Source organism: Halorubrum sp. C191 (assembly GCF_002727095.1).
Taxonomy (GTDB): domain Archaea; phylum Halobacteriota; class Halobacteria; order Halobacteriales; family Haloferacaceae; genus Halorubrum; species Halorubrum ezzemoulense.
Genome location: NZ_NHNZ01000137.1, coordinates 34,053 through 47,658, shown reverse-complemented (window position 1 = coordinate 47,658; position 13,606 = coordinate 34,053). Strand labels below are relative to the sequence as shown.

Here is a 13,606-nt window from a genome sequence, read left to right as displayed (position 1 = left end):
ACGCCCTTTATTATGTCACACGTCACCACGTGTGAGATGACCGCACCCGACGCACAGCCGGTCGGCCGCTCGGGAGAGAGCGACGGCGACGGCCGCGGAGAGAGCCTCGACGCGCCCTCGCTGACGCGCTCCGACGAGCGGCTGTTGGCGTACCTCGACGACGTGGGGACGGACTACCCGGCCTTCGTCGCGAGCAACACGGGACTGTACGCCGACCACGTCGAGTCGCGGCTGGAGGCGCTCGCGGCCGCGGGGCTCGTCGAGCGCGTGACCGGAGAGACCGTCTACCGTCTCACCGACGCGGGGCGGGCGGCGCTCCGCGACGACTGCCCGCGCTGGTCGGACTGAGGCGGAGGGCGCTCTGCGGGCCGCGGCGCCCGACTACCGCCCGAGTTCCGCGTGCGCCGACGAGAGGTGGCGGGAGCCGAGCGCCGCGAGCAGCGACAGTTCGCCGGCGAGCGCGCAGACCGCGATCGACTCCGCGAGCGCGTCGGCGTTGCTGCCGGCGGGAGCGCCGCCGCCGGCGACGCCGAGGATTTCCAGGCTCGCCTGCTGGGTCGGGAGCTTCGTCCCGCCGCCGACCGTCCCCACTTCGAGACTTGCCAGCGAGACGGAGACGTAGAGGTCGCCGTCGGCGGTCGTCTCGGCGGTCGTGATCGCGTTCGCCCCCTCGACGACCTGCGCCTCGTCCTGCCCGGTGGCGAGGAACATCGCCGCGACCGCGTTGGCGACGTGGGCGTTGAAGCCGAGCGCGCCCGCCTTCGCGGAGCCGACGAGGTTCTTCCGGGTGTTGATCTCAGCGATCGCCTCCGGGGTCGTGTGGAGGCGCTCCTCGACGGTCTCGCGTGGGACCGTCGCGTCGGCGACGACCGAGCGCCCGCGCCCCTCGACGGCGTTGATCGCGGCCGGCTTCTTGTCCGAACAGAGGTTCCCCGACAGCGCGACCAGCGAGGCGTCCGTCTCCGCCTCGATAACGTCGCAGGCCTCTCGGGTCGCGATGGTTGCCATGTTCATCCCCATCGCGTCTTTCGTGTCGTAGCGGAACCGGCAGAACACGTTGTTGCCGACGACGTACGGCGTCACGTCGAGCAGTTCGCCGTGGCTCGTCGTCGACTCCGCGGCCTCGCGCAGCGCGGGGACGTTGTCGCGCAGCCACGCGACGAGCGCCTCGGCCTCGGCGACGCCAGCGACCTGGAAGACGGGCGCGCGCGTCATCCCGCTCTTCGTCACGCGCGCGGTCGCGCCGCCGGCGTCCTCGACGACGGAGCAGCCGCGGTTGATCGACGCGACCAGCGCGCCCTCGGTGGTCGCCAGCGGCAGGTAGCGCTCGGCCGTCCCCGCGCCGCCGTCGACGGTCACCGGACCGGCGACGCCGACGGGGACCTGGACCCCGCCGAGGGTGTTCTCGATGTTCGAGCCGTGGACCGCCGCGGCGTCGAACGCGTACTCGCCGAGCGGGTCGAGGTCGGCGTCGGTCGCCTCCGCGACGAGCAGCCGGCGCGCGGCGGCCGCGGCGTCGGCGTCGGCGTGGTCTTCCAGCTCGTGGAAGCGGAGGTCGCCGTCGCGGACCCGGGCCGCGAGGTCCGCGGGAGTCGGTTGCGACATGCCGCCCTCTCCTCGCGGCGGGCGCTAATTACTGTCGGTTCGGCGGGCCTCCCGGGGCGAGCGGAGCGGACCGACGGGGCGAGCTACCGGCCGACGAACCCCGAGAGCCGCTCGCGGAGCGACTCGCCGCCGAGCTTGAGGTAGTAGGCGTCGCCCCCGTCCTCGTAGTAGTCGTCGATGCGGCGGATCACCTCGAAGCCGAGGTGCTCGTAGAAGCCGAGCGCCTGCCGGTTGGTCGTGCGGGCGTGACAGGTGACGGACCGGTGGTTCTCCGCGACGTCGGCGATCAGGCGCTCGGCGTGGCCGCGGCCGCGGTGATCGGGGTGAACGGCGAGAAAGAGGATGTAGCCGTCGCGCCGGACGGAGGCGAACGCGACGAGCCGGTCGTTCTCGACGAGGAGGTGGGCAGTCGACCGGCGGTACGCGTCGACGAAGAAGCCGCGTCGCTGTCGGAGGACGCCCTCAGCGGACCGAATCTGCTCTTTGAGCTCCCACGCGGCGGTCGCGTAGTCGGACTCGCCGGGCGGGTCGGTCCGTTTCTCGACGTTGACGCTCACTGCGATGACCTAACACGCGGGCGGAATATAACTCCACCGCCAGCGGGGACCGTTGCGGGCGGTAGCTCCGCTCTCAACGGGTCGGGACCGTATCGAAGGCCGGGTCCGAGGCGGGTCGGTACCCGGACCGCCTGCGGACGCCGGCGCGGGCCGAGCGCTCGACGGAAACGTTTTGTCGCGGTCGCGCGTGGTCGCGATCAATGACCGACGAGTCGTCGGGGGTCGAGCTGCTCCGACGGGCCTTCCTCACCGGCGTCGCCGTCATCGTCCCCGCCGTCATCACGCTGGCCGTGCTCGCGTTCGCGTTCAACGCGGTGTACGACTACCTCGACGCGTTCTCCTCGGCGGTCGTGGCCGTGACGCCGGGAGCCGGACTCCCGGTGATCGGCGCGGTCTCCCGCGAGACCGCGATCGAGGTCGCGACGCCGGTCGTGTTCGTGGCCGCGATCCTCCTCGTGGGCGCCGGCGTCGAGTCCTCGCGGTACGGCGAGCGCGCGGTCGACTACGTCGACGACGCGGTCGAGCGGGTCCCGGGCGTCGGCTCCGTCTACCAGGGGTTCCGACAGATGAGCGACGCGATGCTCGACTCGGAGGGCGGGAACTTCCGCGAGGTCGTCCTCGTCGAGTTCCCGACCGAGGGGACGTACACGCTCGCGTTCGTCACGAGCGAGACCCCCGACGTCATCGCGGACCACGCGGACGGCGAGGGCGACGGGATGCGAACGCTGTTCATGCCGATGGCCCCGAACCCGGTGATGGGCGGGCACGTCGTTTTCGTCCCCGACCGCCGGGTCGTCGACGTCGAACTGACCGTCGACGAGGGGATCCGCGCGCTGGTCACGAGCGGGGTCGCGCTGGAGGAGGTCGCGGCCGACCTCGACGACGTCGACCCGGATGACCTCCGCCCCGGCGCGCCGGAGCGGACCATCGACGCCCGGTTCCCGGCGGACGGGCGACCGGAGAACGCGGAGGAGCCCCGCGACGAGAGCGGCGGAGAGGGTCGAAAGGGCGGTGGAGAGAACCACAAGACCGGCGGAGAGGGCCGCGAGGGCGGCCGAAGCGTGGACGAGCGATGACCTACGAGCTCCGCGACCACACCGCCGACGTCGCCGTCGAGGCGACCGCCGAGACCCCCTCGGCGCTGTTCGCCGCGGTCGCCGACGGACTTACGGCCGCGAGCGCGGAGTCCGTTCCGGCGACGGGCGGCGAGCGGTTCGAGCTAACGGTCACCGCCGAGAGCCGCGAGGCGCTGCTGTTCGACTACCTCGACCGGCTGATATACGAGCGCGACGTGCGGCTCGTGCTCCCGGCCGATCACCGCTGTACGGTCGCCGAACCGGACGACGGGAACGGCGAGGACGACCCCGCGGAGCCGGGCGAGTGGCGGCTCGCGGCCAGCGCGCGCGGCGTCCCGCTCGGCGCGGTGGCCGCCCGAGAGATCAAGGCCGTCACCTACTCCGAGATGGCTCTCGAACGCCGCGGCGACGAGTGGTACGCGTACGTCGTGTTCGACGTGTGAGGCCGTGCCCCCCGCCTCGGAGCCGGCCGTGAGGAACCATTATAGTTATCGAGCACATTGGTAACGTATGTCACACTCAGAGCGGAGCGACGGGATCGGATCGACGGTGGCGGAGCGGCGGTGGCGCGCGGGGGCGAGCGGCGGGCTCGTGGCCGGCGCCGCGATGGGCGCCGTGTTACACTTCGGTCTCGGGCTCATGCCGACGATCGGCGCGCTGGTCGGGGTAGAGACGGTCCTCGTCGGGTGGGCCGTCCACCTGTTCAACAGCGCGCTGTTCGGTGCGCTGTTCGTCGCCGTCTTCGACCGCCCCTTCTTCGCGGAGCTCCGGGGAGATGTCGGCGGGTGCCTCTCGCTCGGCGTCGTCCACTCCGCGCTGCTGGGCGTGCTCACCGGCGGCCTGCTGTTGCCGGCCGCGATCGCGATCGAGGGCGCGACCGCGCTGCCGGTGCCGACGCTCCCGGTGCCGGGACTGACGGCCAGCTTCGAGTTCGGCGCGGTCATCGCGGTCGCGCACCTGCTGTACGGGCTCGTCCTCGGCCGAGTCTTCGCCGCGTTCACGCTCGCCGAGGGCGCGATCGGCTGGCTCCCGATCGACCCGCTCGACCAGTAGGCGGTCGCGGTCGGCCGACGGGCGTCGACCTCGACGGACTCGCTCGCGTCGCCGCCCGCTGACGCAACGCCCTTGCCTCCCCGCGTCGAACGCCGGGTATGACAACGCGCGAGTTCGATGGGATCCGACTGGAGAAAGTGCGCGAGCACGTCTGGGAGATCCCCCGCGAGGGCGACATGAACGTCCCCGCCCGGGTCCTCGCCAGCGAGTCGCTGCTCGAGGAGATTGGCGACGACGACTCGCTCCAGCAGTTGAAAAACGCCACTCACCTTCCCGGCATCGTCGAGCCCGCGCTCTGTATGCCCGACGGGCACCAGGGGTACGGCTTCCCGGTCGGCGGCGTGGGCGCTATCGACGCCCGAACCGGCTGTATTTCGCCGGGAGCGGTCGGCTATGACATCAACTGCGGCGTCAGAATGGTGCGAACGAATCTCACCTACGACGACGTGCGCGGCCGGGAGGAGGAGCTGGTCGACGCGCTGTTCGAGGCCGTCCCGTCGGGACTGGGCGGCGGCGGCGTGATAGACGGCGACGCCGACGCGATCGAGGGCGCGCTCGAACGGGGCGTCGAGTGGGCGGTCGAGGAGGGGTACGGGATCGAGAGCGACCTCGCGCGCTGCGAGGACGAGGGGCGTCGCCCCGACGCCCGGCCGGAGTACGTCTCCCAGAAGGCGATGGACCGCGGCCGGAACCAGATGGGGTCGCTCGGTTCGGGCAACCACTTCCTGGAGGTCCAGCGCGTCACCGACGTGTTCCGCGGGGACGTGGCCGAGGCGTACGGCCTCGAAGCGGACGGCATCGTCGTCTTAATCCACTGCGGGAGCCGCGGGCTGGGCCACCAGACCTGTAACGACTACCTCCGGCGGATCGAGCAGGAGCACGACGACCTGCTCGCCGAGCTCCCCGACAAGGAGCTCGCGGCCGCGCCGGCCGGCTCCGACCTGGCCGACGAGTACTACGGCGCGATGGGCGCGTGTATCAACTTCGCGTGGGTGAACCGCCAGCTGATCACGCATCAGGCGCGCGAGACGTTCGGCCAGGTGTTCGACGCCGACCCGATCGAGGACCTCGGGATGGAGCTGCTGTACGACGTGGCGCACAACATCGCCAAGAAGGAGACCCACGAGGTCGGCGTCGACGCCGAGGGGCGCCCGGCCGTCGGCGACGCGGCCGTCGACCGCGCGGAGCGCGAGCTGTACGTCCACCGCAAGGGCGCGACGCGGGCATTTCCCGCCGGCAACGGGGACGTGCCCGAGGCGTACCGCGGGGTCGGCCAGCCCGTCATCATCCCCGGCAGCATGGGCGCGGGCTCGTACGTCCTCCGCGGCGGCGAGGAGTCGATGGGCGTCTCGTTCGGCTCGACCGCCCACGGCGCGGGGCGGCTGATGAGCCGCACGCAGGCGAAACAGGAGTTCTGGGGCGGCGACGTACAGGACGACCTCGAAGACGGCCAACAGATCTACGTGAAGGCGCAGTCCGGCGCCACCATCGCCGAGGAGGCCCCCGGCGTCTACAAGGACATCGACGAGGTGATCCGCGTGAGCGACGAGCTCGGCATCGGCGACAAGGTCGCCCGCACGTTCCCGGTCTGTAACATCAAGGGGTGACGACGGGCCCGGTCGCCCGCCCGCCCCCAGCGCAGAATCAGCGCTCCCGCTTCGCCTCCCGACCGAGCTGTTCCTCGACGGCCTCGACCTTCTCGTCCGCGGTCCCGTCGCTCGCCCGCTTGTCGTCGATCTTCAGGACCGTCGAGACGCGGTCGCCGTCGACCGCGTCGTGGGCCGCCGCCGCGGCCGCGAACAGCGTCTCGGCGTCGTCGGCCTCGATCACGGTCCCCATCGGGTTCGTCTCGTAGCTCACGTCGAAGTCGTCGAGCGCGGCGACGGCGGCCGCCACCTCCTCGGCCATGCTCTCCTCGACCACCGGGGCGACGCTCAGCATCGCGATGGCTGTCATGGGCGGGGATGCGCCGCGGACTCACTTAAGCGGTCGCGCGGGCGACGACGCCCGAGTTCGCCTCTCCCGCGGCGACCTACTCCAGCGCGTCGCGCAGGAAGGAGAGCTGGTGTCCGATCGCGCCCTCGAAGTCGTCGCCGAGCACCGAGAAGTGGTCGGCGGGCATGGTGACGACGGTCCCGCGCGAGAGCCGCTCGCCGGCGTCCGCGACCGACTCGGCGTCAACGATGTTGTCGTCGGTCCCCGCGAGCAGCAGCGTCGGCGCGTCGACCTCGTCGAGTCGCGTCACGGGGCGGTAGCCGACGAGCCCGAGCAGCGACCGGGCGGGGGTCTCGTTGCGCCACGCCGACTCGCGGTCGACGAGGTCGAGGTACTTCCGCTTCGTCCCCGGCTCCGTGATCGCCGCGCGCTCGTCCGTCCCGCCGACGATGGGGACGGTGCGACCGCGACCGACCCGGTGCCCGACGAGGTCGCGGAGCCCTGCGATGCCGGAGCGGAGCAGGTACCGCCCGCCGCGTCGGCGGGCGATCGCGCGCCCGTCGAGCATCGGGACGAGGCCCACGACCGCGTCGACGTCCCGGCGCTCCGCGGCGAGCGTCAGGACGTGCGCGGCCGACAGCGACGCGCCCCACAACACGAGGTCGTCGCCCGCGTCGTCGAGGCGGCCCGCGCGGTCGATCGCGGCCTCGTACGCCGCGCGCTGGCGGGCGAGGTCGACCGTCTGCGAGTCGCCGTCCGACTCGCCGAACTCCGGGTGATCGAAGAGGAGGGCGGCGTAGCCCGCGTCGGCGAACCGCTCCGCGACGGCCGGGTAACCGAAGGTGCGCTCCGCGCCGAGCCCGGGCGCCATCACGACGATCGGCGGGTCGTCGGCGTCGCCGCCGGGCAGGTACAGCGTCCCGCGACAGGTCGCTCCGTCGGCGTCGAACGCGACCGCCCGGGTGGCGAACCGCTCTCGGGCCGGGCGCGCGAGGCGGCGCTGCGCTCGGTTGACGGGATGTCGGCGGGTCACCGGTCGCCCTCCGGATCCGCCTCGGACGCGTCCGGTCCGCCGGACGCGCCCGGGGGTTCGCCCTCCGCCTCGGTCTCGTTCAGTGTGTCGAGCACACGGGCCGAGAACTCCGTCTCGGAGATCTCGTAGCGCGCGAGCGCCTCGAACCACTCCGCCTCGGCGTGCCACGTCCCGAGGACATCGCCGGGAGACCGCACGACCGTGCCCTCGACGCGGACGGGGTCCCACTCGTCGGCCTCCGCGCGGTCGATGAGCGCGTTGAGCGCGCGCCCGATCTCGCCGCGGTGGACCTCGCGGCCGGGGAAGGCGGTCATGTACGTCAGCTCCAGCGGGTCGCCCCCGTCGATCGATTCGACGCTGACGCCGTAGCTGCGGAGCGCCGGCTCCACGTCGGCCGTCCGCTCGTCGCCGGTCATACCCGATCCGTCGGCGGGACGGGATAAATCGGTACCGGCACACGCCGGCGGCGCCGCCGCTGGGATGGTACGGTCAGACGAAAGCCGCGGGCGGGGGACGACCGCCGAGTGGCGGCCGCAGATAGGTTGTCAGAGGCACACGATTGTCCCGCGCGGCCAACTTGGTGTAACCCGTGGAGTGGTATAAACGCTCGGGCCGGAGACCATTTATGCTGCTCCCGCTCCTGTGTGTAGTCACATGCTCACCGCGGCCGCGACGGCGCTGACCCGAACCGACGACACCGCGGGCGTCGTCCTCGTCGGCGGCGCCGTGACCCTGCTGGCGTGGGTGCTGACGCCGGCGTGGCTCGTCGGCGTCCTCTTCGTCAGCCCGGCGGTCGCCGCGGCGGCGCCGGTCGCGCTCGCGCCGTGGCTCGTCGCGCGGGGGTACTTCGTCCGGGTGACTCGAAGCGCGATCCAGACCGGTGAGGCGACGGGCACGCCCTCGCTGGTCGCGTGGGGGGAGTTGGTCAGAGACGGCGTCAAGTCGGTGCTGCTGTCCGCGGCGCTGCTCGCGCCGCTCGCGGGGGGGCTCGCGGTCGCCGGAGGCGTCGTCGCGGCCCTCATCGAGGGGCCGGTCGACCCGGCGGCGACAGCGACGGCGGTCGAGTCGGCGCTCGGGCCGGGCGGGCCGGCGGTCGTCGCGGTCGCGGCCGTCGGCGTCGTCGCCGCCCTCGTCGGGGCGTACCTCCTCGCGTTCGCGTACGTCCGCCCGGCGGCGCTCGCCGCGTTCGCCGCCTCCGGGCGGCTCAGGGACGGGTTGAGTCCGCAGACGGTGGCCGACATCGCCGCGACGGGCCCGTACGCCACCGGGTGGACGCTCGCCGCCGGGGCGCTCGCCGTCGGGTACGCCGTCGCGGCGCCGACAGCGCCGCTGGTCGTCGGCGTCGCGCTCGCCTTCCTCGTCCGCGTCGTCGCACACGGACTCTACGGACGGGGCGCGGCCGCCGCCATGGCGGGTGGCCCCGACAGCCGGACGGAGCCGGGCGTTACGGAGGCTCACATCGCCACGGACGCCGGTGGCCGAGCGCTCCGCGAAACGGGTGCGACGCACGGTGATGTGACGGCTCGTGGTGACGCGGCGACCCGCGGCGACGCGATAACTCGCGGCAACGCGACGGCTCGGGGCGGCACGGAGACTCGCGGCAAGGTGGCGGCTCGGGGCGGCACAGCGGCTGCCGAGGTCGGCCGCGAACGCGACGCCCCGTCGGTTCCCGCCGTGTCCGGCGACGGCGGGCGGCCGATGCGGAGCGAGCCGCCGGCCGCGGTCCAGACCGGTCGAACCGTGCCGATCGAGGGCGGAGATGACCCGGCCGACGCGACCGCGGAGGTCAACGCGGATGCCGCCGAACCGGACGGGACGGACGCCGACGAGCCCGACGCCGCCGGCCCGGACGGCGGCTTCGTGTGGGGGCCGCGGCTCTCCGACGCGGAAGACAAGAGTTGATACGGTCCCGAGCGAACGCTCGGACATGCGCATCTCCGAGCGGGGGTACGGCGAAGAGGGCCGGGAACGGCTCACGCTGGTCCCCGAGAACGTGGACGACCTCTGGCACCTCGCGCACGTCCTCGAACCCGGGGACCTCGTCGAGGGCGACACCACCAGACGTATCCAGCGGAACGACGACCAGATGCGGGACACCGGCGGGCAGCGCGAACACATCTTCGTCACCCTTCAGGTGGAGGACGTGGAGTTCGCGCGGTTCGCCAACCGCCTCCGCGTCTCGGGCGTCATCGTCGGCTGCTCGCGGGAGGACCAGCTCAACGCCCACCACACGCTCAACGTCGAGGAGCACGACGAGATAACCGTCGAGAAGCACTTCAAGCCCGACCAGACGGAGCGGTTGGAGGAGGCCACCGAGGCCGCGGAGAACCCCGACGTGGCCATCGCGACCGTGGAAGAGGGCGCGGCGTACGTCCACACGGTCCAGCAGTACGGCACGGAGGAGTACGCCTCGTTCACGAAGCCGACCGGCAAAGGCGAGTTCTCTCGCCCCCGCGAGGAGCTGTTCGCGGAACTCGGCGAGGCGCTCGCGCACCTCGACGCCGACGCCGTAATCTTGGCCGGGCCCGGCTTCACGAAGAACGACGCCCGCGACTACGTCGACGAGGAGTTCCGCGACCTCTCCGACCGGATCACCACCGTCGACACCTCCGCGGCCGGCGACCGCGGCGTCCACGAGGTGCTCAAGCGCGGCGCGGTCGACGAGGTCCAGAAGGAGACCCGCATCTCGAAGGAGGCGAGCCTCATCGACGAGCTGACCGAGAACATCGCGACGGGCGAGAAGGCGACGTACGGCCCGGACGACACCGCCGAGGCCGCCGAGTTCGGCGCGGTCGAGACGCTGCTCGTCGTCGACGAGCGCCTCCGCACGGAGCGGCAGGGGGACGGCGACTGGGAGATCGACGTGAACGCGGTGATCGAGTCGGTCGAGCAGCAGGGCGGCGACGTGGTCGTCTTCTCTTCGGAGTTCGCGCCGGGCGAGCAGCTCGCCAACCTCGGCGGTATCGCCGCGATCTTACGCTACCGGCTCCAGTGAGCGGCTGACAGTCGAGGTGCGGTGGCGCGTGCCTGCGAGGCCGCCTCGCGGCCGAGCCGCACGCGCGAGGGAGTCGCTGGCGCCGCCGGCGCCAGCGACGAGGCTGGGGAGGCGTGAGGCGCGCGGCCGGGGCTTCGGCGGTCGTGCTCGGGTCGGTGACCGCGCATCGCCGAGCGGCCGGGGCTTCGCTATGCTCGGTCAGGGGGTCGCTCGTAGCGACGACAGTCACGTATCGCGTTCGGGGAGCGGCCGTGACCTTATCAGAGCGCGTCGCCAATCCCGGGTCGATGGCGGACCGATCCGGCGGTGACGAGAGCGTCTCGACGACCGCCGACCGCGAAGGCGCTGACAACGCGGACGCCGACGCGTTCCCCGACTCCGAGACCCTCCCCGACGACCTCGACGACGCCGGCGTCGACGAGGAGGTGAAGCGCCGGCTCCGCGAGGCGTACCTCAACGACGAGGAGAACGCGCTGATCGTCACTCGGGTACGCTCGGTCGGCGACCGAGTGGTCGTCGAGATGCGTCCGCCGCACGGCGACGCCACGCACACCGAGCGGTTCGACGCGCCCCGCGACGGATCGCTTCAGGAGTCCGAGGAATTCCTCGGATTTCTGGACGCCGCGGGCGTTTCGCCGCTCGACGTCGACGAGCTCGTCGGCACCCGCGTGCCAGCGACGTACGACTCGGAGACGGGCTGGCGGGTCGACGCCGCGTACCGCGCCGCTTCGGAGGCGGACGGCGGGAGCCGGTTCGCGGACGCCCGCGAGTGGCTGTGGACCTACAAGGCCTGGCTGTTGGCCGCGTTGCTCGTCGGCGGCGAGTTGGCGTTCGTCGCGGTGATCATCCTGTTGTACGCCTGACTCCGGGGGCGCGGCGCGTCGGCTCAGAGCACCCGGAGTCGATACCCCTCGGCTGCGGTCTCGTCGGTGACGCGGCCCGTTTCAAGCGCCGTGTCCAGGACCTCGGCGACGAACTCCTTCGGCACCTCGACGCCGATGAAGTCGGTCCCCTCGCGAGCGGTCGTGAGGCGCGCCATCGTTCGCTTCGTGCCGTCGTCGTTGTAGACGCTCCCGACGCGCTCGCCGTCGCGGCGGAACCGCAGCGTCACGTCGGTCGGTTCGAGCGCGTCGAAGCGCACCTCGAACACCCGGTCGTCGCCCTCCAGCCGCGCGAGCATCGCGCCGTCGTGTTCGATCACGGTCGTCTCCATACCCCCGTTACGGGCTCGACGCACATAACGGCGACACGCGATCGACGGGTGCGCTCGGAGGGGACGGGGCCGCGTCACCCCGAGCTCTCGGCGTCGAGGTAGCCAATCACCGCCTGCGGCGCCACGACGCCGACCAGTATCAGCACGCCGATCAGGACGGTGTCGCTCAGGCCCGTCGCGACGCGACCGCCGTACGCCAGCGCCAAGCCGGCCGCCATGAACAGGAGGATGACCGCGTTCTCTCGGGAGACCATAGGCAGACGTGGCGACGCCGATTACAAGAGTCTTGTCGGAGTCACTTCCCCCAGAAGGGGTCGCGCTTCCGGCGCGTCTCCAAGTAGCCTTGGAGGGCCTCGCGCTCGTCTGCGGTGATCTCCTCTTTTAATTCCTGTTCGAGGATCTTCGCGTGCTTCTCTGGCACCTCGGTCCAGAGGGTGTCGCCCTCCTCGATGCCGCGGCCGACGGTCGGGCCGTCGATAGCGATGCTGACGCGCTCGCCGGCGCGAGCCTCGTCGACGTCGTCGCCCTGTTTCTGGATCCCGGAGAGGTCGCCGACGCGCTCGAACTCGTTGCCCTCGAAGTAGCCGACGTTGCGGTTGTTCTGGAGCGTGCCGGAGATGATCTCGACGCCGACGACCGCGGGGTCGTTCTGCCGGAACGTGTGGTCGGGGAGGATGCGGAAGCGGGCCGGGCGGACCACTTTGTCCAGCACCGTCTCCTGTTGCGCGCGCTGCTTCTCCTCGACGTAGCGCTCGTAGTCTTCGACCAGCTGGTAGATGACCTCGTTTTTGAACAGCTTCACGTCCGCGTTCTCTAAGTCCGACTCCGCGTTCTTGAGGAGGTCGACGTTGAACCCGAGGATCGCCTTGTGTTCGTCCTGGTTCGCCGTCTCGGCGACCGCGATGTCGCGCGGCGCGATGTCGCCGACCTCGGCGCGCAGGATCGGGACCTCCGCCTCGCGGAGGGCGTTCGCCATCGCCTCCAGCGAGCCGAGCGTGTCCGCCTTGACGACGACGCCGTTGTCGGCGGTCTCGACCTCTATCTCGGCGAGTTCGGCCTTCACTTCCTCGATGACCTGATCGGCGGTGCGGTCGCGGACGACCCGGACCGGCGCGCCCGCCATCGCCTGGTCGAGGTCGGGCGCGGCGATCTTCACGCCGGCCGCGGCGCCGATCTCGCCGACCTTCTCGAACTCCTTCTCGGTGCGGATCTCCGCGAGCGGCCGCGGACGGAGCAGCGCGCGGATCTCGGTGACGATCGGCTCGTTCTGTCCGCCGACCACGATGGTGTCGCCGTTCCGGATCACGCCGTCGTAGACGACGGTGTCGACGGTCGCGCCGAACCCCCGCTCGTCTTTCACTTCGAGGACCGTCCCCTCGCCGGGCCCCGTGACGTCGATCGCCATCTCCTCTTTCATGAACCGCTGGGAGAGACCCATGAGGACCGTCAGGAGGTCCGGGACGCCCTCGCCGGTGAGCGCCGAGAGCGGGACGACGCCGATGTTCTTCTGGAAGTCCTGGACGCGCCAGTAGAGGTCGGCGGAGAAGCCGGCGTCGGACAGCTGGCCGATAATCTCGTAGAGGTTCTCGTCGAGCATGGACTTCGCGCGCTCCGACTGCGCCTCCATGCTCTTCTGGATCGGTTCGCCGTCCTGCGGGTTCCACCCCGGCGTCGTGTCGGCCTTGTTGGCCGCGACGACGAACGGCGTCCCCGTCCGCCGGAGGATGTCTATCGCCTCCTCCGTCTGCGGCTGGAAGCCGTCGTTGACGTCGACGACGAGCACCGCGATGTCGGCGAGCGCGCCGCCGCGGGCGCGCAGCGTCGAGAAGGAGTGGTGGCCCGGCGTGTCGATGAACAGCAGGCCGGGGAGGTCGAAGTCGGACGGGTCGATCAGCTCGCCCGCCATGCCGGAGATGGTGTCGAGCGGGATGTCCGTCGCCCCGATGTGTTGGGTGATCGCGCCGGCCTCGCCCTCGCTGACGGCGGAGCCGCGGATCGTGTCGAGCAGGCTCGTCTTGCCGTGGTCGACGTGACCCAGCACGGCGACGATGGGGGTTCGCAGGGTGTCCGCGTGTGTGTGGTCGGTCATATGTGATCGCCCCGAGAAGGTTATAGCCACCATTCGTTCCGGCCGTCAGT

The 13,606-nt window shown here is 71.6% G+C and carries 16 protein-coding genes; 8 read left to right on the top strand and 8 right to left on the bottom strand.

The window, feature by feature from the left end:
- Window positions 1-36 precede the first annotated feature (36 nt).
- The gene (locus tag Z052_RS13785) at window positions 37-348 is read left to right on the top strand and encodes a DUF2250 domain-containing protein (protein WP_086219452.1); all 312 of its coding nucleotides are present in this window, start codon (window positions 37-39) and stop codon (window positions 346-348) included.
- Between the two features lie 33 nt (window positions 349-381).
- Here the strand turns inward: Z052_RS13785 and hmgA are convergent, their stop codons facing one another.
- Together hmgA and Z052_RS13775 are read right to left on the bottom strand one after the other, a co-directional pair.
- The gene (gene hmgA / locus Z052_RS13780; RefSeq protein ID WP_094520719.1) at window positions 382-1,605 is read right to left on the bottom strand and encodes a hydroxymethylglutaryl-CoA reductase (NADPH); all 1,224 of its coding nucleotides are present in this window, start codon (window positions 1,603-1,605) and stop codon (window positions 382-384) included.
- 83 nt (window positions 1,606-1,688) lie between these two features.
- Window positions 1,689-2,162 (bottom strand): GNAT family N-acetyltransferase, encoded by a 474-nt coding sequence (locus Z052_RS13775; protein ID WP_086216885.1) that lies wholly within the window; start codon window positions 2,160-2,162, stop codon window positions 1,689-1,691.
- A gap of 200 nt (window positions 2,163-2,362) precedes the next feature.
- On the opposite strand from Z052_RS13775, the gene Z052_RS13770 reads away from it, so the two are divergent.
- From Z052_RS13770 to Z052_RS13755, 4 genes are all read left to right on the top strand, one after another.
- The gene (locus tag Z052_RS13770; RefSeq protein ID WP_094520718.1) at window positions 2,363-3,238 is read left to right on the top strand and encodes a DUF502 domain-containing protein; all 876 of its coding nucleotides are present in this window, start codon (window positions 2,363-2,365) and stop codon (window positions 3,236-3,238) included.
- On the top strand, window positions 3,235-3,681 hold the full coding sequence (locus Z052_RS13765) for an archease (protein WP_049930913.1): 447 nt from the start codon (window positions 3,235-3,237) through the stop codon (window positions 3,679-3,681). Before Z052_RS13770 ends, Z052_RS13765 begins: the two co-directional genes overlap by 4 nt.
- Window positions 3,682-3,748: 67 nt before the next feature.
- Complete coding sequence (locus tag Z052_RS13760) at window positions 3,749-4,291, top strand: hypothetical protein (protein WP_049930911.1); 543 nt, start codon at window positions 3,749-3,751, stop codon at window positions 4,289-4,291.
- 98 nt (window positions 4,292-4,389) lie between these two features.
- Entirely contained in the window at window positions 4,390-5,898 is a 1,509-nt protein-coding gene (locus Z052_RS13755) for an RtcB family protein (RefSeq protein ID WP_094495211.1), read from the top strand.
- Window positions 5,899-5,935: 37 nt separating this feature from the next.
- Here the strand turns inward: Z052_RS13755 and Z052_RS13750 are convergent, their stop codons facing one another.
- The 3 genes from Z052_RS13750 to Z052_RS13740 all read right to left on the bottom strand — a co-directional run bounded on the left by Z052_RS13750 (window position 5,936) and on the right by Z052_RS13740 (window position 7,675).
- Window positions 5,936-6,247 (bottom strand): MTH1187 family thiamine-binding protein, encoded by a 312-nt coding sequence (locus Z052_RS13750; protein WP_049930907.1) that lies wholly within the window; start codon window positions 6,245-6,247, stop codon window positions 5,936-5,938.
- 76 nt (window positions 6,248-6,323) lie between these two features.
- On the bottom strand, window positions 6,324-7,259 hold the full coding sequence (locus Z052_RS13745; RefSeq protein ID WP_049930905.1) for an alpha/beta hydrolase: 936 nt from the start codon (window positions 7,257-7,259) through the stop codon (window positions 6,324-6,326).
- Window positions 7,256-7,675 (bottom strand): hypothetical protein, encoded by a 420-nt coding sequence (locus Z052_RS13740; RefSeq protein WP_086215362.1) that lies wholly within the window; start codon window positions 7,673-7,675, stop codon window positions 7,256-7,258. Before Z052_RS13740 ends, Z052_RS13745 begins: the two co-directional genes overlap by 4 nt.
- Window positions 7,676-7,913: 238 nt before the next feature.
- Here Z052_RS13740 and Z052_RS13735 point away from each other — a divergent pair, with 238 nt between their 5' ends.
- The 3 genes from Z052_RS13735 to Z052_RS13725 all read left to right on the top strand — a co-directional run bounded on the left by Z052_RS13735 (window position 7,914) and on the right by Z052_RS13725 (window position 11,117).
- Window positions 7,914-9,161 carry a DUF4013 domain-containing protein gene (locus tag Z052_RS13735; RefSeq protein ID WP_099289129.1) on the top strand — a complete coding sequence of 416 codons (1,248 nt, stop codon included), beginning with the start codon at window positions 7,914-7,916 and terminating at the stop codon, window positions 9,159-9,161.
- Window positions 9,162-9,186: 25 nt separating this feature from the next.
- The gene (locus Z052_RS13730; RefSeq protein WP_049930899.1) at window positions 9,187-10,254 is read left to right on the top strand and encodes an mRNA surveillance protein pelota; all 1,068 of its coding nucleotides are present in this window, start codon (window positions 9,187-9,189) and stop codon (window positions 10,252-10,254) included.
- 287 nt (window positions 10,255-10,541) lie between these two features.
- Complete coding sequence (locus tag Z052_RS13725; RefSeq protein WP_049930897.1) at window positions 10,542-11,117, top strand: hypothetical protein; 576 nt, start codon at window positions 10,542-10,544, stop codon at window positions 11,115-11,117.
- 23 nt (window positions 11,118-11,140) lie between these two features.
- Here Z052_RS13725 and Z052_RS13720 read toward each other — a convergent pair whose 3' ends face one another.
- The 3 genes from Z052_RS13720 to infB all read right to left on the bottom strand — a co-directional run bounded on the left by Z052_RS13720 (window position 11,141) and on the right by infB (window position 13,556).
- A complete protein-coding gene (locus Z052_RS13720) occupies window positions 11,141-11,467 on the bottom strand; it encodes a hypothetical protein (RefSeq protein ID WP_007345153.1) in 327 nt (108 codons plus the stop codon).
- A 74-nt stretch (window positions 11,468-11,541) separates the two neighbouring features.
- A complete protein-coding gene (locus Z052_RS13715) occupies window positions 11,542-11,721 on the bottom strand; it encodes a hypothetical protein (RefSeq protein ID WP_049897959.1) in 180 nt (59 codons plus the stop codon).
- A 41-nt stretch (window positions 11,722-11,762) separates the two neighbouring features.
- The gene (gene infB, locus Z052_RS13710) at window positions 11,763-13,556 is read right to left on the bottom strand and encodes a translation initiation factor IF-2 (RefSeq protein ID WP_049930890.1); all 1,794 of its coding nucleotides are present in this window, start codon (window positions 13,554-13,556) and stop codon (window positions 11,763-11,765) included.
- Between the last annotated feature and the right edge of the window lie 50 nt (window positions 13,557-13,606).